This window comes from Rossellomorea sp. FM04394, from assembly GCF_041889765.1.
Lineage (GTDB): Bacteria > Bacillota > Bacilli > Bacillales > Bacillaceae_B > Rossellomorea > Rossellomorea aquimaris_B.
The window spans coordinates 2,728,409-2,747,559 of the sequence record NZ_CP168654.1; the positions used below are offsets into that span (position 1 = coordinate 2,728,409).

General features: G+C 39.1%; 23 protein-coding genes and 1 riboswitch. Of the genes, 6 read left to right on the forward strand and 17 right to left on the reverse strand.

Translation table 11 applies throughout. From position 1 onward, the window contains the following. Positions 1–822, reverse strand: coding sequence for a spore cortex-lytic enzyme (gene sleB, locus ACCB35_RS13795; RefSeq protein WP_253275476.1), 822 nt, complete (start codon positions 820–822; stop codon positions 1–3). A 268-nt stretch (positions 823–1,090) separates the two neighbouring features. Between sleB and ACCB35_RS13800 the strand changes: the two genes are divergently transcribed. Then, a complete protein-coding gene (locus ACCB35_RS13800; RefSeq protein ID WP_044336282.1) occupies positions 1,091–1,435 on the forward strand; it encodes a hypothetical protein in 345 nt (114 codons plus the stop codon). A gap of 99 nt (positions 1,436–1,534) precedes the next feature. Here ACCB35_RS13800 and prsW read toward each other — a convergent pair whose 3' ends face one another. Beyond that, complete coding sequence (gene prsW, locus ACCB35_RS13805; protein WP_374054188.1) at positions 1,535–2,221, reverse strand: glutamic-type intramembrane protease PrsW; 687 nt, start codon at positions 2,219–2,221, stop codon at positions 1,535–1,537. An 87-nt stretch (positions 2,222–2,308) separates the two neighbouring features. Here prsW and ACCB35_RS13810 point away from each other — a divergent pair, with 87 nt between their 5' ends. Beyond that, entirely contained in the window at positions 2,309–3,286 is a 978-nt protein-coding gene (locus ACCB35_RS13810; RefSeq protein ID WP_374054189.1) for an asparaginase, read from the forward strand. Between the two features lie 75 nt (positions 3,287–3,361). Here the strand turns inward: ACCB35_RS13810 and ACCB35_RS13815 are convergent, their stop codons facing one another. From ACCB35_RS13815 to ACCB35_RS13845, 7 genes are all read right to left on the reverse strand, one after another. Continuing rightward, complete coding sequence (locus ACCB35_RS13815) at positions 3,362–4,327, reverse strand: YpdA family putative bacillithiol disulfide reductase (protein ID WP_374054190.1); 966 nt, start codon at positions 4,325–4,327, stop codon at positions 3,362–3,364. 258 nt (positions 4,328–4,585) lie between these two features. Then, positions 4,586–5,863, reverse strand: a complete 1,278-nt coding sequence (locus ACCB35_RS13820) for a Glu/Leu/Phe/Val dehydrogenase (RefSeq protein WP_374054191.1) — start codon at positions 5,861–5,863, stop codon at positions 4,586–4,588. Between the two features lie 699 nt (positions 5,864–6,562). Next, positions 6,563–7,147 carry an adaptor protein MecA gene (locus ACCB35_RS13825; protein ID WP_374054192.1) on the reverse strand — a complete coding sequence of 195 codons (585 nt, stop codon included), beginning with the start codon at positions 7,145–7,147 and terminating at the stop codon, positions 6,563–6,565. Positions 7,148–7,217: 70 nt separating this feature from the next. After that, positions 7,218–8,129 (reverse strand): B12-binding domain-containing protein, encoded by a 912-nt coding sequence (locus ACCB35_RS13830; protein ID WP_374054193.1) that lies wholly within the window; start codon positions 8,127–8,129, stop codon positions 7,218–7,220. 97 nt (positions 8,130–8,226) lie between these two features. Next, positions 8,227–8,991, reverse strand: a complete 765-nt coding sequence (locus ACCB35_RS13835; RefSeq protein ID WP_374054194.1) for a metallophosphoesterase — start codon at positions 8,989–8,991, stop codon at positions 8,227–8,229. After that, positions 8,984–9,367, reverse strand: coding sequence for a hypothetical protein (locus ACCB35_RS13840; RefSeq protein ID WP_374054195.1), 384 nt, complete (start codon positions 9,365–9,367; stop codon positions 8,984–8,986). The genes ACCB35_RS13835 and ACCB35_RS13840 overlap by 8 nt, the downstream gene beginning before the upstream one ends. A 59-nt stretch (positions 9,368–9,426) precedes the next feature. Beyond that, positions 9,427–10,062, reverse strand: a complete 636-nt coding sequence (locus tag ACCB35_RS13845) for an HPP family protein (RefSeq protein WP_374054196.1) — start codon at positions 10,060–10,062, stop codon at positions 9,427–9,429. Between the two features lie 151 nt (positions 10,063–10,213). Between ACCB35_RS13845 and ACCB35_RS13850 the strand changes: the two genes are divergently transcribed. Genes ACCB35_RS13850 through ACCB35_RS13860 form a run of 3 tightly spaced genes read left to right on the forward strand, consistent with a single transcriptional unit; the run spans position 10,214 to position 11,295 of the window. Then, on the forward strand, positions 10,214–10,435 hold the full coding sequence (locus tag ACCB35_RS13850; RefSeq protein ID WP_044340146.1) for a spore coat associated protein CotJA: 222 nt from the start codon (positions 10,214–10,216) through the stop codon (positions 10,433–10,435). Positions 10,436–10,441: 6 nt separating this feature from the next. After that, positions 10,442–10,702 carry a spore coat protein CotJB gene (locus ACCB35_RS13855; protein WP_044340145.1) on the forward strand — a complete coding sequence of 87 codons (261 nt, stop codon included), beginning with the start codon at positions 10,442–10,444 and terminating at the stop codon, positions 10,700–10,702. 23 nt (positions 10,703–10,725) lie between these two features. Continuing rightward, the gene (locus ACCB35_RS13860; protein ID WP_044340144.1) at positions 10,726–11,295 is read left to right on the forward strand and encodes a manganese catalase family protein; all 570 of its coding nucleotides are present in this window, start codon (positions 10,726–10,728) and stop codon (positions 11,293–11,295) included. Between the two features lie 124 nt (positions 11,296–11,419). Here the strand turns inward: ACCB35_RS13860 and ACCB35_RS13865 are convergent, their stop codons facing one another. From ACCB35_RS13865 to ACCB35_RS13895, 7 genes are all read right to left on the reverse strand, one after another. Beyond that, positions 11,420–11,875, reverse strand: a complete 456-nt coding sequence (locus tag ACCB35_RS13865; protein ID WP_374054197.1) for a DUF2663 family protein — start codon at positions 11,873–11,875, stop codon at positions 11,420–11,422. A gap of 129 nt (positions 11,876–12,004) precedes the next feature. Further along, complete coding sequence (locus ACCB35_RS13870; protein ID WP_374054198.1) at positions 12,005–13,150, reverse strand: glycosyltransferase family 4 protein; 1,146 nt, start codon at positions 13,148–13,150, stop codon at positions 12,005–12,007. 51 nt (positions 13,151–13,201) lie between these two features. Continuing rightward, entirely contained in the window at positions 13,202–13,717 is a 516-nt protein-coding gene (locus ACCB35_RS13875; protein ID WP_374054199.1) for a phosphatase PAP2 family protein, read from the reverse strand. A 180-nt stretch (positions 13,718–13,897) separates the two neighbouring features. Next, entirely contained in the window at positions 13,898–14,587 is a 690-nt protein-coding gene (locus tag ACCB35_RS13880) for a LysM peptidoglycan-binding domain-containing protein (RefSeq protein ID WP_374054200.1), read from the reverse strand. Beyond that, the gene (locus ACCB35_RS13885) at positions 14,580–15,179 is read right to left on the reverse strand and encodes a lysostaphin resistance A-like protein (protein ID WP_374054201.1); all 600 of its coding nucleotides are present in this window, start codon (positions 15,177–15,179) and stop codon (positions 14,580–14,582) included. Before ACCB35_RS13885 ends, ACCB35_RS13880 begins: the two co-directional genes overlap by 8 nt. Before the next feature lie 9 nt (positions 15,180–15,188). Continuing rightward, positions 15,189–16,655 (reverse strand): ATP-dependent DNA helicase RecQ, encoded by a 1,467-nt coding sequence (locus ACCB35_RS13890; RefSeq protein WP_374054202.1) that lies wholly within the window; start codon positions 16,653–16,655, stop codon positions 15,189–15,191. Further along, the gene (locus ACCB35_RS13895) at positions 16,633–17,703 is read right to left on the reverse strand and encodes a helix-turn-helix domain-containing protein (protein WP_374054203.1); all 1,071 of its coding nucleotides are present in this window, start codon (positions 17,701–17,703) and stop codon (positions 16,633–16,635) included. The genes ACCB35_RS13890 and ACCB35_RS13895 overlap by 23 nt, the downstream gene beginning before the upstream one ends. A 224-nt stretch (positions 17,704–17,927) precedes the next feature. Here ACCB35_RS13895 and ACCB35_RS13900 point away from each other — a divergent pair, with 224 nt between their 5' ends. Then, positions 17,928–18,176 carry a ferredoxin gene (locus tag ACCB35_RS13900; RefSeq protein ID WP_032087848.1) on the forward strand — a complete coding sequence of 83 codons (249 nt, stop codon included), beginning with the start codon at positions 17,928–17,930 and terminating at the stop codon, positions 18,174–18,176. A 110-nt stretch (positions 18,177–18,286) separates the two neighbouring features. Here the strand turns inward: ACCB35_RS13900 and ACCB35_RS13905 are convergent, their stop codons facing one another. Next, the gene (locus tag ACCB35_RS13905; RefSeq protein WP_374054204.1) at positions 18,287–18,856 is read right to left on the reverse strand and encodes an ECF transporter S component; all 570 of its coding nucleotides are present in this window, start codon (positions 18,854–18,856) and stop codon (positions 18,287–18,289) included. Between the two features lie 154 nt (positions 18,857–19,010). Next, positions 19,011–19,144, reverse strand: a riboswitch (FMN riboswitch). Between the last annotated feature and the right edge of the window lie 7 nt (positions 19,145–19,151).

Below are 19,151 nucleotides of genomic sequence, written 5' to 3' on the forward strand. Positions count from 1 at the left end.
TTAACTACAGAATATGTGCTTTCCAATTTTCTTGATTTGTGGACGTGACCATATCCACTTGCTTGTTGCTGTCACAGGGTTAAAGTAATAGAGAGCACTTGAAGAAGGGTCCCAGCCGTTTATGGCATCTAAAACTGCTTCTTTCGCTTGTTCATTTGGAGTCAACCATATTTGTCCATCTGCTACGGCTGTAAAGGCACCAGGCTCAAAGATAACCCCAGCAGCTGTGTTCGGGAATGCTGAGCTGTCGATTCGATTGAGAATCACTGCCGCTACTGCAACTTGTCCCTCATACGGTTCACCACGAGCTTCTCCATATACGGCATTTGCCATCAATTGAATGTCGTTTTGTGAAAATCCATTAGGCGTATTCACTGCAGTTGGCTTGGATGGCGTAGGTGTCGGTTTAGGAGCTGGCTTCTTTTGAGGAGCTGCTTTCCCACCGGATTTCCCGCCTTCAGGACCTTTTTGTTTATTTAAATCTGTTCCGCCATAGTGGCTGAAATTGTTGCCTTTTTCAATTTGTTTTTTTACAAATTGCTTGTTATACTTTGATGCTTTCACCAGTTTTTGTTTCGTTTTCGGTCCTGCCAAACCATCAATGGGAAGTCCGAACTCATATTGAAAGTTTCTTAGAGCCCAATATGTGCCCCACCCAAATACTCCATCAATATCACCGTTATAGTATCCGATATATTGAAGTCTGGATTGCAGCTCGATTACATCCTCACCTGTTGCGCCATGTTGGATTACTTGATTAGAAAAAGCGTCTGCCTTCTCTCCTTCAGATGAAATCATAAAAAGAGAACACATAAGCACCATGACGACTGAAGTAGAAATCAATTTGAAGCGACTATTCATAATGCTTTAACCTCCATATCTTCAATTAACATTAACTCTAGTTTTTGTAGAGGCTCCCATTTTATACAAGTGAATAATAAAAATTAGCAAGTCTAAATGCGGAAGCATTTCGATCTTGGGCTGCAAGCACTTTGATAAGACTCTGTAATGTACCAGCAAAAGCCATGTAAACAATCGGAGTTATAATGGAAAAAGGATTACTTCAAACAAATCGAAGGGGGAGGTCATGATGGAAGATTATTTAGCAAAATCATTAGATGAGTGGAAAGAAGATATTTCAGAGGTGTTGGATCAGATTAATACTGACTACGAAGAGATAAAGAAGGAACTGAAGGTGTATTCATATAAATACGGCATTACAAAGCAAGTCATCCAATCAACAGTGAATGAGGAAATCATTGATAATATCAGGGAAATGTATCATAAGCCTTTTGAAGAAAAGTACAATGAACTAAAGGAATACATACGTGAATTGGATGAAAAAAGAAAAGTGTTTCAAATGTTCGTGAATAAAATTGAGGAAGTGAAACGGAAAGAAGCACCCAAAACCGACCTGGCAGCTGCTTACAAATAAATAGTATATAGGACCGCCTCCAGCAAAAGGGCGGTTCTTTTTTGCCGGGAATAAGGGTATCTGAAAAGCAAAAGAGACGCTTCAAATAGAAAGCGTCTCTTAAATAATTTCTTTCTCGAATTCATTACCCGTATATTTCTTTTCTGTTAATCGATGAGCACTTTTCACTTTTTTCAAACCCAGCCACCATAAGAAAAACATAAATGGAACCATATAATAGACCCAGTTTTTCTCGGATAAAAAGATGTAATTATATGTTCCGTGTAACAGGATGGGCACAAAAATCGCAATAAAAAGCCACTTATGTCTTTCTTCACTGGAGGAGAACTTTGCTTTCCCTAAGTAATATCCCATAATGACACCGAACAACGCATGACTCGAAACTGGCAGGATCGCCCTACCAAACGCATGCTCTACACCGTTTGCAACCAAATACAAAATATTCTCAACAGTAGCAAATCCAAGTGACACACTTGCACCATAGATAATTCCATCATAAGGCTCGTTAAAATCAACATGTTGGAAGATTGCAAACATCAATATAAACCATTTAAAGAATTCTTCAAAGAGTCCGGAAGAAATAAATGCCGTCGACCAGGTTGAAGCAATTATCCCTTCAACTTCTAAAACATATTGTAAAAACATAATAGGAAAAGTAATAAGGGCCCCATACATAAAGGTTTTGAACACTAGCGTAACAGGTTCCGCCTCATATTCATCCCGTAAATAAAAGTAACTTAGCAATGCTAATCCTGGTGCTATACCCGCTGATAAAATCACCAGCATAAAAAAGTCCTCTTTTCTTTCGGTTTTCTTAATCGTATCATGATAATGTAGTAATGGAAATAGGAATTTATTTGGTTGGAGGAATGAATGATGAAGAAAGATATTTTGGTCATACATACAGGCGGTACGATCTCCATGATGGAGGACGAACATACTGGTGCGGTAATTCCGGGGAAGGAAAACCCTCTTTCAGTACAAACGTCCATCGTATCGAATTTAGCAAATTTAACAGTCGTTGAAGCATTTCACTTACCTTCCCCCCATATAACACCGGCGCATATGCAACAATTAAAAGAGATAATCGAAACAAAATATAGGGAAAAATCATTTGACGGAGTCATCATTACCCACGGAACAGATACGCTCGAAGAAACTTCCTACTTCCTGGATTTGACCCTTTCTCTTCCAGTATCCCTTGTCGTGACAGGAGCAATGAGATCAAGTAATGAGATTGGAGCGGACGGGTTATATAACCTTATTTCATCCATTAGGGTAGCAGCTGATGACAAGTCAAAAAACAAAGGTGTTCTGGTCGTTCTGAATGACGAAATCCATTCGGCTAAAAACGTGACCAAAACTCATACAAGCAATGTATCTACCTTTCAAAGCCCACAGTATGGCCCGATAGGCATTGTGACGAAAAGGGGCGTTCTCTTTCATCACCAGCCTACTTCAAGTGAACACTATCATGTTTGTGACATTTCAAAGAGAGTGACGCTGATCAAGGCTTATGCCGGAATGGACTCTGGCTTATTGATAGCAATAAAAGATTTACAATTTGATGGGGTGGTGATTGAAGCATTGGGGCAAGGAAATCTCCCACCTGATACGGTCAATGGAATCAATGGGCTGTTAGCTGCAAATATTCCTGTTGTCCTGGTTTCGAGATGCTTTAATGGGATTGTTCAGGATATATACGGCTATTCAGGCGGGGGGAAACAACTGAAAGAAAAAGGGGTTATCTTCTCAAATGGTCTTAATGGGCAAAAGGCGAGAATTAAATTAATGGTTGCTCTTTCCCAAACTGATGACCTCAAAGAATTAGAAACGATTTTCAAGAATTAACATTGTCTCTCCGTTCGGCCAAAAAGTAACCATTATATAAGAAAGAGGCTCACATTTAGAGCCTCTTTCTTTTCATCATATATCTTTTTGGATAAGGGATTCAGAGATTAATCCTCCATGCAAACGGCCATTTTCAATAAAGATTTCATTCGCATTGTTACCTGCAGCGATGACACCTGCAATATAGACACCTTCTACATTCGTTTCCATCGTTTCAGGATGATAGGCAGGTCTTCCTGTTTCCTTATCAATATCAATTCCCATTTTAGTCAGGAAAGTATGATCCGGGTGATAACCAGTCATGGCAAACACAAAGTCATTTTTGATTTCTTTTTTCTCCCCCTTTACATTGTAAATTACAGAGTCCTCCGTAATCTCCTCTACACACGAGTTGAATTCCATCGTTACTTCGCCATTCCTGACAAGGGCATCAAAGTTCGGGAGAATCCAAGGCTTCACACTCTTTGAGTACTCACTTCCCCTGTAAAGTACGGTTACTCTTGCTCCCGCTTTATTCAATTCAAGTGCTGCATCGACCGCTGAGTTTTTCCCTCCTATCACTGCCACATCAGTGTCAAAAAAGGGATGCGCTTCTTTAAAATAATGAAACACCTTCTGTAATTTTTCTCCTGGAATCTCTAAATAATTAGGATGATCATAGTAGCCGGTCGCAATGACAATCGACTTACTTTCATACCTTCCCTTAGAAGTGTAAACGGAGAAACGGTCATTTTGCTTTTCAACTTTATGAACAGTCTCGAATCGGTTGATTCTTAATTGTTTCCGTTTCGCCACTTCACGATAATACACGAGTGCTTGATTTCTTCTTGGTTTATGTTCTTCGATAACGAAAGGAACGTCACCGATTTCAAGCTTCTCACTTGATGAGAAAAAGGTTTGATGAGTGGGATAGTGGTAAATGGCATTCACGATATTCCCTTTTTCAATGATTAAAGGATTGATTCCTTTTTCTTTTAAACTAATAGCTGCAGACAACCCACAAGGTCCCCCACCAACAATAATGCATTCTTCCATTTTCAAATTCAGACACTCCTTAAATTCCTCTATCTGAATGGTGATTTACTTTCGTGCACTTCAGATGTAAATATTCTCTACTCAATTATTATGGAATAAGATTGTGTTTAGGTCAAAAGGAAGCACTCGCATCTTTTAGTCCTGTCTTCAATATTATCTCTAATAACAGCTAAATTTATCGTACAATACTATTTAATACCTTTAATAAAAAAGCCAAATAAAAAAAGGATGAGATAGCGTCCATCTCACCCTCAGTACTTTAAATTAAATCCAACCTCTGAATCGGCATGCTTCTGCCATTTTTCTAACGCCTACCATATAAGCCGCTAGTCTCATATCGACTCGTCTGGACTGCGAAGTTTCATATACATTATTAAAGGAGCTGACTAGGATCTTTTCCAGCTTCTCTTCCACTTCTTCTTCAGACCAATAGTATCCTTGATTATTTTGTACCCATTCAAAGTAGGAAACCGTCACTCCTCCTGATGATGCTAAGACATCCGGCACTAATAAGATTCCCCGCTCTGTCAAGATTTTCGTGGCTTCCAATGTAGTAGGGCCGTTGGCAGCTTCCACCACAATGCTTGCCCGAATATTGTGAGCATTCTTTTCTGTAATCTGATTCTCAATTGCTGCAGGCACGAGAATGTCACAATCAAGCTCTAATAGTTCTTCATTTGTAATCGTATTATTAAATAGTTTCGTAACCGTTCCAAAGCTATCCCGACGATCCAGCAAATAATCGATATCCAAGCCATCCTCATCATGAAGACCACCGTAAGCATCAGAAATCCCAATCACCTTTGCACCTGCATCATGCATAAACTTTGCCAGGAAACTTCCAGCATTACCAAAGCCTTGCACGACGACTCTTGCCCCTTCAAGCTTAATTCCTTTTTTCTTGGCTGCTTCATGGATACAAATCGTCACGCCCTTTGCGGTTGCCGTTTCGCGACCGTGAGATCCTCCTAGCACCAATGGTTTCCCTGTAATGAACCCTGGAGAATTATACTCATCTATTCGGCTGTATTCATCCATCATCCAAGCCATGATTTGAGAATTAGTGAAGACATCAGGAGCTGGAATATCTTTAGACGGCCCGACAATTTGGCTGATCGCACGTACATAACCACGACTCAACCGCTCTAATTCTCTAAATGACATATCCCGGGGATCGCAAATGATTCCCCCTTTACCTCCACCGTACGGAAGGTCGACAATTCCACACTTCAAACTCATCCATATAGACAGTGCTTTCACTACTTTTTCTGTAACATTTGGGTGAAAACGAATCCCCCCTTTTGTCGGTCCAACTGCATCATTATGTTGAGCACGGTATCCCGTGAAAACTTTTACTTTCCCGTCATCCATCCGGACTGGTATTTTAACTGTTAACATACGTACAGGTTCTTTTAATAATTCATATACTTCTTCTGAATACCCCAATTTATCAAGTGCAAGATGAATAACCGTTTGTGTAGATTTCAGTACATCGTGTTGTTCAGATGCTTGGTAATTTTCTTTCCCCTTTTCGGCTACCATGTATGTAAACCTCCCAGTATCCTTCACTGTTTAACGGATCCTCGTCCGCTTTCATGACATAGTATACACGTTTGATTTCCTCTTGCAAAGAAGGAAAATTAAAAAAAGAGCATTTTTTTGAAAACGCTATCATAATCGAAAAGCGGAGGCGGCTTGGTCAGAGGCGACAAGCATAAGTCGAACATGCCGGAAAGGCGTTTTTGGCCTTTTTGGCATGTTTGACTTATGACCTCGAGCCTCTAGCCGCCGGAGCTGGACATATCGAAAAGCGGAAGTGGCTCGCCCTGGGGCGACAAGCATAAGACGAGTAACCCGGAATGGCGCTTTTTGCCTTTTTGGGTTACTTGGCTTATGACCTCGAGCCTCTAGCCGCCGGAGCTGGATGACACTAAAGCGGAGGCGGCTCGTTCAGGCCCGACAAGCATAAGATGAATTGACCGGGAAGGCGTCCTTTGCCTTCTTGGCCAATTTAGCTTATGACCTCGAGGGACTAGCCGCCGGAGCTGGATGACACTAAAGCGGAGGCGGCTTGGTCAGTCCGCCTCGACATATGAGATCCTTGAATCACAGCAACCATCCCCATAACAAAAAAACACTTCCAGGAATCACCCTAAAAGTGCAAAACAATACCTATATATCCTTCAATCATAGTAAAACATATATCAAAAGGGGGTAAAGATACGGTCCCACATACCGCAATCAAAAATAAAACAAAATCTTATCAATGGAATCCTTTAGTAAGACGGCACGGCCATATTCCATAAGGATATATTTCGAAATGTTTGAATACTGGCCGTATTCAGCGCAAATTGCCTCCAAAATAATGCTATCGCATTCTAGTAAATTTTCTATAAGTAAGTAATAATTATTTTCATAATAATAAATACTTAACTGAACAAGACGATTGTTTACCTTGCTCAATTCGTTGATGCGCTTAAGGAGGTTCAGTACATCCTCGAAATCATCAAAATATACGAGCACATCATGATCATTCACGGACTTCATGATACCGTTTTCTTCTTCCCAATCAGAAAAGTCATCTTCTGACTCCAATGTGAGGATCATGCATATTTCCTGATCATCAAATGACTCAATCTCCACGGTGATTTCCATCTGTGTTTCGATGCCGAACTTCCCTTGGACTTCATCCAGCATATCTTCAAAAAGATCATGCCACATATAGGAATCTTTCCATTGATCCTGTTCAAATAAGCCTTTTTGCTCTAATTCTTCCACACTAATGGAAAATTTTATTTTGTTGTCAGAAATTCTTTCGAGCTTCATCTTCGTACCCCCTAGAGTGTGCGATTTATCACCATACTATGTAAGGGGCAGAAAACAGTGCATAATCCGCTTATAATTTACTTTTCAGCCATTGTTCCCAATCGGATTTGGTTTGTCCTACGATGTGTTCCTGGAATTGCTCTTTTTTGTCTCCTGGGAGAGTGTCTATTGCAAACCCGCCGATCCCAATTTCCAGGTCTTCACGCTCAACCTTTAATGAAGTGACAAGTGACAGCAGGTTGTCTACATTTTCTCGTAAGGTGCATGAAAAGAACAAAAACTTAGGATTCACTTCGTCAAGAACCGTTTCTATATCATTTTCTTTTATACTGGAACCTAAATAAATTACTTCAAATCCCTTTCTTCTTACATAAAGAGTAAAGATCAACAATCCTAATTCATGCCATTCCCCAGGGCCACAAACCGCCACTACTTTAGGTAAGATACCGTTGTGTGGAAATGAGTGCATGATGATGCCGATGCGAGACCTGAGTATCGATGTTGCAAAATGTTCGTGTGCAGTCGTGATTTTCCCGTTCTCCCACAGGTCTCCGATTTTCACCAGTAGGCTGCCCAGGATATCAATCACTACTTTATCAATCGTGTAAACAGCAAACGACTGGTTGATTAATTCATGTGCTTTTGTTTCGTCAAAACTTAAGAGGGCTTTCAACAAATCATCTGAGAGGCTCTGAGTACGGTCCTTTTGTTCAGAGGTTGTGATTTCATTTTCTTCCAGCTCTTGTTTGTCAAGCAGGGCAACAGCCTGACTTATGGTAAATCCCTGGTTGACCTTTTCAACCAGCCATTTTAGTATATTTAAATGCTGTTCAGTGTATAGACGGTGACCCGATTCATTTCGTACAGGAGCAATTATATGATATCTTCTCTCCCATGCCCTTAATGTACCTGGTTGAATTCCTAAAATTGTGGACACAGCTTTTATATTGTATTTGCCTTCTAACTTCTTATCATTGCTCATAAATAGTCCCCCAAGTAATTCTCTTCTCTCTGAAATTATAATCGAGAAACTGATTTGTGTAAAATTTGTATAGGTAATGAATAACAAATGTTCATTTTTATTCTTTATCGATTATCATCAAATGGGTTTCTGCCGGAGCTCCCAAGCGTAATGGAAGTGCAGTGGTCCCATAGCCGTTACTTACTAATAGGGTGGTCTGAGGGAGTTTTTCAAGTCTTCCTTTTTTATACAATCCCCAGCCGAACAAGCGAATTTGTCCCCCGTGTGTATGACCGCTTAACATCAAGTCAATACCCTCTTCTTTTCGTACCTGCCTAACAAGTCTCGGGTCATGGCTGATTAAAAGATTAAATTCGTGGGGGGATGTTTTCTTTAAAGCAGAAGGGTAGGAAGCTCTTTGCGTACTCTCATCGTCTACTCCAATCATGTTAATCATCCCGTTATGGATAGGTACTTTAACTGAATCATTTACGATTTCAATGACTCCCTTTTGTTTGAATATCTCCTTCATCCGGTTCGTATCCACTTCATAATCATTATTGCCCCATACAAAATATATAGTACCAAGCGTCAGCAGTTTATCTAAATTTCGTTCAACTCTTGAAAATGGAACTCCTTTTTCAAGAAGGTCACCGCCAATAATGACAAGATCGGTTTTTCCCTTCACTACTTCTATAATGTCATCTGAAACTTCCCGTTTATGAATATCTGATATAAAGAACAGGGAAATCGGCTTCATATCATCAGGAAAATCCGGAAGCTTCACCTTTTCCGTTTTAACAACATTTCGACGTGCTTCATATAACATAAAAAAGAGGAGTATGACTCCCCCTGCTAGTAATAAAAGACTAAATTCAAGCATTGTGGCCTCCTTGTCGGCGAAAATCTATAGAAATAATACCATAAAAAATGGATAAAAAGGAAAAAGCAATTGTCTGCCACATCCCAAAACAACTTAGTAAATAGATGATCACTAGATGAAATGGAATGATGAGTAATTCTTTATGTAGTTTACCATTCATTAATCTCAGAATAGAATACAATTCAAATTTCAATAAACTACCTTGAACCAATAACCCTCCCATGAAAGCAATCATTGCCGCAAAGAATGGTACCGGATTTAAGACTAATTCAACAATGAACTCAGAGCTGTCAAGTAATTCTGCTGCCGGAAACCATTTAATGAATAAATACCCTAAAAGAAACGTGATAAGCAGTTTAGCAGTATGATTGATCAAAAAAATCCCTCCCATAAATCTTATGAGAGGGATTTTTTTTCATACAGGGTTTCGGTCAATTATTCATCTTCTTGAATATCAAGAATGCGGAATCCTGATTTCTCTAACTTATGAAGGAATTTATCCATATTATCCTTCTTTTCTACCTTTAGTACGATACGTCGTAATAACTTATCGGTTTCATCAAAGGTAACAAGGGATATGACCGATTCTGAATACTGTTGAATGATATCCCCAAGGCGGGCAATCCTTCCTTCTGTTTCCACAGAAGAAAAGGCGATGCGGACTCCTTTTTGATCCATCCCAAATGCACTTCTGAATTGATCAAGTACATCAAAGCGGGTAATCAGACCAAGGAATTTTTTATCTGCCCCTACGACAGGGAGAATCGGAGAATCCTTTAATTCAATCAATGCATTTTCAAATACATCTTTTTCTGTTATATGTTTGTCGGTATCCGCGATAATATCTCGAACCTTTTTCTCCCTGAGAAAGGCTTCTTTATCCATCCCTGAAAGGAAGAAGCTCTGATAGATATTGTAACGAGTTGCTACCCCTCTATATTCATCATTCGAGAGGACTGGTACTCCATCAATTTTATGATGCTCCAGTACTGTAAGCGTCTTTTCAATTGAATCATTTTCATCTACCACATAGCATTTGTGTTTCGGTATCATGGCACTCTTAACAAACATTTGACCACCTCATTATTAATATCCTACCTTTTTAGTATTCAACATTTTCACAGGTTTTCCCTTCATATTAAAGAATATAAATTAATTAACATGTTCTATTTGTCTATTTCATATGTTGTTACGAAGGATTTTCTTTAAAGGAGGGATTATCATGCATGAATTTTATAAAGCTTATTATCCATATGTAAGTCCATTCGATCCGTGTAAGCCTATCACACGCAAGGTTTATTCAACTCCTCCAAACCTTTACTTAGGATTCCAGCCTCCCAACCTGGAACAATATTCACCTAAGGAAGCGTTACAAAAAGGCACTCTTTGGAAAGTGTTTTATGATCCCTACTATAGTCCCTATGAAAAGATGAAGGGAGAGTAAACTGACATGAAACAGCTTCCCCCCCATTATTATGAAGTGCTGGAAGAGTTACAAGCCGTTGATTTCGTTATTCTCGATCTTACGCTATATCTCGATACACACCCAGAAGATTATGATGCAATCTCTCAATATAATATGTACGTAAAAACCCGAAAACAAATTAAGAAGAAATTTGAAAAGGAATTTGGTCCTTTGACCAACTTTGGATATAGCTATTCCAATTACCCTTGGGATTGGAAAGACGCTCCGTGGCCATGGCAAGTTTAAAGAAATAAGGAGGTGCAGTGACAATGTGGGTTTATGAGAAGAAGCTTCAGTATCCTGTTCGAGTGAGTAGCTGCAATCCGAAACTGGCTAAATTTCTGATTGAGCAATATGGTGGTGCAGATGGTGAACTTGCCGCTGCCCTAAGGTATTTAAATCAACGCTATACCATCCCGGACAAAGTCATTGGATTGTTAACGGATATTGGTACAGAGGAATTCGCTCACTTGGAAATGATTGCAACGATGGTTTATAAATTGATAAAAGATGCAACACCACAGCAGATGAAGGACGCAGGACTCGACCCTCATTATGTTAATCATGATGGAGCGATCTTCTATCACAATGCTGCGGGTGTTCCATTCACTACATCGTATATAGCGGCAAAAGGAGATCCGATTGCTGATTTATATGAAGATATCGCTGCTGAAGAGAAAGCAAGGGCTACCTATCAATGGATAATAAATATGAGTGACGATCCAGATTTAAATGATGGCTTGAGGTTTTTAAGAGAACGTGAAATCATCCACTCCCAACGCTTCCGTGAGGCAGTGGAAATACTTAAGGACGAGAGGGATAAAAAGGTGTTCTTTTAATGAATGGGAATGCTGAATTGGCTCATTTCATCGTGTAAAGGGAGAATGGGCCGACCCTTTTTCCATTTCAAAATAAGCACCAAATAACGAGTATCCCATGGACTCGTTTTTTAGTGCTTGCATCTCACTTACTTCCATGAAATAAGTTAATATCCCATTCTCGTTTCATTTTTTCAAACACATGATGCCTTTTTTTCCACGCTTCCTCTTTCCATAAATCTTTACTTCGATCAATGATTTCACACCTTAATGCATGATATTCTTTTTCTTTTTTCTCTTTTTTTTCATATAAGATTTTTGTAGCGCCGAAGAGTCCAACTAGTAACATCGTAATAAATAAATGAAAAGAGCTGGACACAAATACAGAAAACATCTCTGCAAATGAATAAGAATAAGGCCCAATGACATATTTCGTCACATAATAGAGAAAAAAGAAGGTAGCAAACAGTGCTGCCCATAAACTATAGAGGTGCAACACTTTGGCTTTATCAAACTTTTGTTTTTTTTCTATCAAATTATGTAGCATCTGCCGCGTGGCAAGATCTGTCCATTCTCCAAAATCGTTTCCAGCATGATTCAATACCATCCTCTCCTTCCCTTCCCTTCCCTATAGTTTATGAACTTGTCCACATAGATAGAATAGTAGAATAAAAAAAGGACCTCTTTCAGATCCTTTACGCTCATTTATAAGATAGGCTGAAAAGTATCTTCACCCAAGCATTTGTTTTTGATTTCGGTAGAAGCCTATTTCTCCAAATTCCATAATAAGTTGATCAAAGATGCTATCCCAGGATTGGTTTTGAGCCATTTGGAGAGCCTTTCGTTTCATATCCAGAAGACGGTCTTCATGTAATATTTCCTCGATATGGTGAATAAATGAAGGGTAGTGATGGGCTTCCGCTATTCTTCCTGTTTGGTCATGATCTACTATATTCGTCACGCCCCCTTTATCAGCCACCACCGCTGGTAAACCGGATGCGAACGCTTCTAATACCACGTTTCCAAACGTCTCTGAAGCAGATGGAAAGACGAATAGGTCAGAGGATGCATACACTTCCGCGAGTTCTTTTCCTGTTACATAACCTGTAAAAAGGACATCTTCTCCTTTGGTTTTTTCCATCAGTTCATTCTTCATGGGTCCATCGCCTACAATAACCCACTGAACCTGATTCTTTAATTTTTCGGGAAGATGCTGAATGGTTTTCCAGAGTGTATCCAGGTCCTTTTCAGGCGCCAACCGGCCTACATATAGAAGAATGTATTTCTTGTTAATATTGTATTTTCTCCTTAGTTCAGAACTCCGTTTTTCAGGGGAATAGGTCTGACAATCGACTCCCCTTCCCCATATGGATAAGTGGGTAAAACCCTGTTTTTCTAAATGAATTTTCGTTTCATTCGAAGGGACAAAAATTCGATCCGCCTGTGAATAAAACCATTTCATATATTTCCACAATAATGGGGTCACCCACATCATTTTGTAGTAGTTCAAATACAGATCAAAATGGGTGTGATAAGAGGCTGCGAGGGGGAGATTCATTTTCTTTGCCCCACGGACCCCATACAGTCCCATGGTAAGAGGTGTGGTTACATGAATCAGGGTGGGCGAAAAATCTTTCAATTGCTTTTCAATCGTTTTGGGATTGGCGATAGCTGTTCTGCATTCTGGGTAAAAGAAAAAAGGAAAACTTGTGAAGGAGTGTACATTTGGATAGGATCCTTTTTTCTCTTGAGTATCCGGAACGAATACTTTGTACTCAATCCCTCTTTTCTCATAATGATTCGTCAACCTTTTCAACGTTCTTGCTACTCCGTTCACTTGAGGATGATACGTATCGGAAAACAATGCAACTCGCATGTACACTTCCCCCTTTGTAATTGGCTGGCAATCTGTAATCCTATGGGTTTATCAGATAAACAATAGAACCATTAAAGTGGTGGCAAATGAAAGAAATGCCCCTGCCAATACATCTGAAGGATAATGGACCCCCAGAACTACCCTTGAATATCCAACTAGCCAACTTAATGGAAATAGTACAAGGATCGTTGCCGGATACTGAATCATAAAAGGAATCGAAATGGAAAAAATAGCGGTTGAGTGACCAGACGGAAATGAATGATCTTTGAACTCATAGCCGTGTACCATTGCATTGGGTAATGATAGATAAGGACGTATCCTTTTGACCAATTTCTTGATGATGGTCATAAAAATATGACTGATACATAATGAAATCATTGCAACCATTACGGTCTTCTTCATAGGTGAATAGTACTGACTTATGAAAAACAGGATCAGAATGGAGGCTATCGTTAGCCTCGCTCCTCCGAGATGAGTCACATAACCAAAGAATGATCGATATAGCTGTTTACTTCCATTAATTCTGTAAAACAACAAATCATCTACTTTTTGAAATCGTGTAATCATTCTGTCCACCATGTCAACCCCTTCTTTCGCTTATAGTCCTGTCATTTTTATTATATTTTCAGTTTGTAACACTTCTAATAAACCAATGTAAATATTATTGAAAATTGTTGCAAAGGAATTGTAAATCATAATTGAAGACCAATAAAGCACCCTCTCCAACTGACTTGGGGAGGGTGCCTGTTATTGGTCTAATGGAATTTCCAATACTTGTCCTGTCTGAATTTCATTACCCTGAATATGATTCCACTCTTTTATCCGGTCAACCCCTGATTGGGAATTGTAGTATTTCATCGCAATGCGGAAGAGTGTTTCCTGAGGTTGTACAGTATGATACACGATTTTGTACTCTGGCTCTTCTTCCTTTGGTTCCTCTTCTACTTCTTCTTCAGGCTTTTCCTCTACCTTTTCTTGTTTAGCAGGTTGAGAAGCAGGAGGAGCGGAAGCTTGTTCCTTACCATTATTAGAAGAAGCGGTCTCTTTAGACGGTTCTTCTTTTTTTTCCTCTGTAACAGGCTCACCTTCATTACTGAAATCAGACTCTGTCCCTCTCTCCTCGTCATCAATTTCTGACTGATCGTAGCGAACCTCTTCCACGTCGTCCACATCTTCAGACATGACCACAAGGGGACCATTTCTGTCATCGAAATAAGAATAAATGCTGAACACAGTCAATGGCAAAAGAATAAAGAACAAGAGAAGCATACTAATCAATGGATATTTCATTTTCAATTTGCTCTTCTTCTTTTTCCCCCTATGCAGCTCACTTCTGGCCGGGAGAGGCTCTCTTCTTTTGTCTGGTAAGCCCTCTGGGATTCGTTCAATTTTTTGCTTTAATTTCGCTGCCTGATCTCGATATGGGTCTTTACTCATGAGACATCCCTTCTTTACTTCCTTGTCTTCCTTTCTTACGCATGTGTAAACCCAGTAAGAAATCGATGACAAAGTGCATGATGATTGTTACCAATAAATTTTCTGTTTGTTCATAAATGAAACCGATCCAAAAACTAAGCAGTACAATATTGACAATTAAAAACCAGTGAGCCCAATACCTGAAATGAATGAGAGCAAATATAATGCTGGAAATGATTAAGCCAAAGTGAAATTGCAGAACGCCTCTAAATAATATTTCTTCACTGAAGCTAATGAAAAAAGCCAATAAAGCAATTTCACCAATGTTTCTATTCGTAAATATTCGAGCATTTACTCCGCCATCATCATAATATTTACTCGGTAAATGCTTCATTAATACGATGTCGATGGCCACTATAACTAAGCCGCTTGTTAGTCCAATAGTTAATATAGCGGGGGACAAATAGAACTGATTCCAAAATTCAGACCATGTGTCAAATAAAAATATACCTAATCCTAAAGCAATCGTTAATAGTAATATTTGAGTAAAATACAAATGAAATGTTAACTGCTTCTTGGTAAGCTGTTGTATGATTTCCCCTTGTTTCTGCATCGTTACCACTTATCCTAATAATAATTTTTCCAACCTATTTTCCCATGTTGTTTCAAGTGGAGCGGCAGCAGTGTAAGGCTGACTCTTGAAATCCTTAAGGGAATAACCGCATTGATCGCAACAGAAGCCATTCTCCTTATGAAGCACTTCGTCGAAATAATCAAGGAGTTTCTCTCTTCTGCAAGAACTGGTCTGCATCCACTCGATCATGTAAAGCAGTTTGTCCTTCTTGTATTGTAAACGATTGTTCCGTATTTGTTTCATTTTTTCTATTAATCTACCATCACTAAGTGTCTGCCCTTTAGTCAGCTCATCTGTATAATAAGTAAGGAATCGATACTGAACCTCTGATAGTTGCAATAGATCTACTATCTCTTTTATCTGACCCTGTCTGCCTCCCCTTACATATCCTTGTATTTGTGCGTCTTCAGGTAATTCACTCTGAATAAGCTGAAGAGGTATCGAGAGGTCTTGTTCAGAGTATAACACGACAGACACACTACTTTCTCCATCACGTCCAGCTCTTCCAATTTCTTGTAAAAACGCTTCTATACTTGAGGAGAAATGAAAATGAATGACAAATCGAATATTTTCTTTATTTACACCCATTCCAAAGGCTGAGGTGGCACATATGATCCTTAGCTTGTTGGAAAGGAATTGCTGCTGAATTAAAATCCGATCCTCCTGCTCCATCCCACCATGATAGTGGGCGACACCAGTCACACCTTTCTCCCCAAGCCATAAAGAAACGTCTTCTGCCATTCGTTTACTTGAGAAATAAATAATTCCCGATCCATCCCATGTTGTAACGCATTCTAAAAGGGCATCCAGCTTTTCGCTATGATTTGTGACCTTCTCTATAAACAACCCTATATTTTCACGATCCACCGAGTAGACTTTTTCTACTGCTTCATCCATTTGAAGTACTTCCCTGATGTCCTTCCTTACTTCTTCAGTAGCAGTGGCCGTCAACGCCAATGTGGTTGGATTACCAAGCTTGTCTTTTAGTTCCCCAAGCTTCAAATAATCCGGCCTGAAATCAGGTCCCCATTGAGAAATACAATGGGCTTCATCCGTGACGAACAGGGATATATCTAACTTTTGAAGGGATGAGATGATACCGGGGTTCATGAGCATTTCGGGAGATATGAAGATGTATTTGTATAGATGTAATTGTTCAAGAGCCGCTCTTCTCTCCATATACGGTAAAAATGAATTCAGCGCGATTACCCTTTTTTCTCCCATGACTTTCATCTGCTCCACTTGATCCTGCATTAATGACAGAAGGGGAGATACAATTAATACTTGTCCCCCCAATAGGTATCCGGGTAATTGATAGCACAGAGACTTACCGGTTCCTGTAGGGAGCATCGCAATCGTATCTCGTTGATCCAGGACGGATTGAATGATTTCCTCTTGTCCTTCTCTAAAAGTAGAATAGCCAAATCTCTTTTTAAGCTCTTCCTGCAACTTCACCGTTCTCACCTGCCTTCGCAATCGTTACTCGAATTTGAAAATAAGATAAATGAGGAAGCTTTTCTTTGATGGGTTTCAGCCTTTTGGTTTGCGTTTCTTTCATCACCATCAATACATTCTGATATTCCTCTTGAGAAATAAAAGGCTCAATGTCAAATTCTTTCTGGGTTAAAATTAATTCGATCACATGATCTTCAATGGTATTTATTTTTAATTCACGTATACGTGAGATTTCTTCAATTGTATGTCCTCTTTGATACAATTCATATGTTTTGCTTGTAGAAATGGTCAAATTTTGTTGTTGATCACTTTTTAAGCTAATGGAATATAATATAGGATAAGTAGAACATTCCTTTTCTACTATTGATAACATACCATGTATTAAATTAAGGAATTGAAAGCGGAATTCCTCTTGATGCATATTTAACTTCTCCGCAACCTGCAGTTCGGTCCATCCATAATCCTTGTATCCCGTTAAGCGGAAAACAAAAATGGTGGGATCCAAGGTTTGGGATAGCCTGGTTAACAGACTGTGCAACTCCTTATATAGAGCGGAAGATAAATTTTCGATATTAGGGTTCGCTTTCAGACAGCCCTTCACCCAATCCTGGATATTTTTGTTGCGTTGTACAGGAAAATAGAGCGTTTCCTGCTGCTTCCCGTTTGAAAGTACTTGGATAAGGAGGCTTAATTTCCTCCAAAATAAAATCGTTTGATCACCGTATACGAGACCGTTCATATTAGAAGGAAAAGCGTCACCTTGAAAAGATCCTTTAACAGCGATAGCACCTTCAGGAGTGACAATCGCTTTTCCACTTTCATCGACAATGATATATCCTTCTTTCTCTAGTTCCTTTACCTTTTGATTAAAGTATGCTCGTTTAAGCTTTGGTAAAGAAAGAAAAAATGGATGTAAATAAAAGAGATGCGCGTCCTGAATCGACTGAGAAGACTTTTTTCCTTTTAAGATATGAAAAACAGAATAAATCGATCGCTCTCCATTTATTTGCATAAAGCAATACAAAATCACATAATTAAGATAGGTCAATTCTCTACTCCTTAACATGTAGGTTATTGTCAAATATTGTACCATGAATTTGTTCTATAACCATGTTTTGTTTTTTATATATAGGATAAAAATAAAAAGAAGAGCACCTAACTATTGAAATGTTATACAATCCTCTATAAAATAAACATTAAGTGATTTTTCACAAACTTACATTGTGTATAATGATGAATTATATAGAATTATTTATTCGGGAGGTTTTTTCTTTGCCAAAATATACGATCGTTGACAAGGATACATGCATTGCATGTGGAGCATGTGGGGCTGCTGCACCAGATATTTACGACTATGATGACGAAGGTATCGCATTTGTAACATTAGACGATAACCAAGGAACGGTTGAAGTTCCTGACGTATTAGAAGATGATATGATTGATGCATTCGAAGGTTGTCCTACTGATTCCATTAAGGTAGCTGACGAGCCATTTGATGGGGATGCACTTAAGTTTGAATAGTAATCACAGAAGCTAAGGAGAAACTCTCCTTAGCTTTTTCTTTTTACGGTGATAACCTTAGAAAGAAAAACCCCTCAATGAAATTGAGGGGTTTAGGATTTATATTAGCTTTATGCCGCTTTGTTCAGGGCTGCCTGCCTTGATAGCCAGCCTTGAAGACGGACAAATAGTAAGATGAAGACCGTTGTTACTAGAATTCCTTTTAGAATGTTGAATGGGACAATTCCTGTAATGATAATTTCAGCTGGTAGCTCAAAATTCATAAAGTATTTATAAGCAGGCAGGAACACAAAGTAATTTAGAATTCCCATGCTTATACTCATGATCAAAGTACCTGTGATGAGACCAATCAACAGTCCTTTTTTAGATTGAAAACGTGAATAAATATAATATGTCGGTAGAATTAAAAGTACTCCCGCCATAAAATTGGCTACATGACCTATTGGAACGCCGGTATCGCTTCCTGTCATAATGTAGTCAATCACATTTTTAAATAATTCAATTAATATCCCTGCCAGCGGACCTAATGTCACAGTCGCAATTAAAGCGGGCACGTCACTAAAATCTACCATTAAAAACTTTGGAAATGGTGGAATCGGGAAGTTGAACAGCATTAACACATAGGATATGGCACTTAACATACCAACCGTTACAAACATGCGCGTATTCATTTTTCTCATAAACCTCTCTCCTTTAGGAGATTCATCTCATATCGAAGATAGCTCTAGCCAAAGGTAGCATTAAAAAACCCCTAGATACGTGTATCTAGGAGAATGATAAGGCATACCCGAATAAACGTCTAGCTTCCCATTTTCTAAACGTTTTGGCATAAACCCTCATCTTCTCCCATCCAGACTATACTGTCGGCTTTGGAATCGCACCAAATCCTGCCCCAAAAGGCTCGCGGGCTTAGAAACAAATGTTTCATCACCGCCGGTAGGGAATTTCACCCTGCCCCGAAGACGAATCTTTATT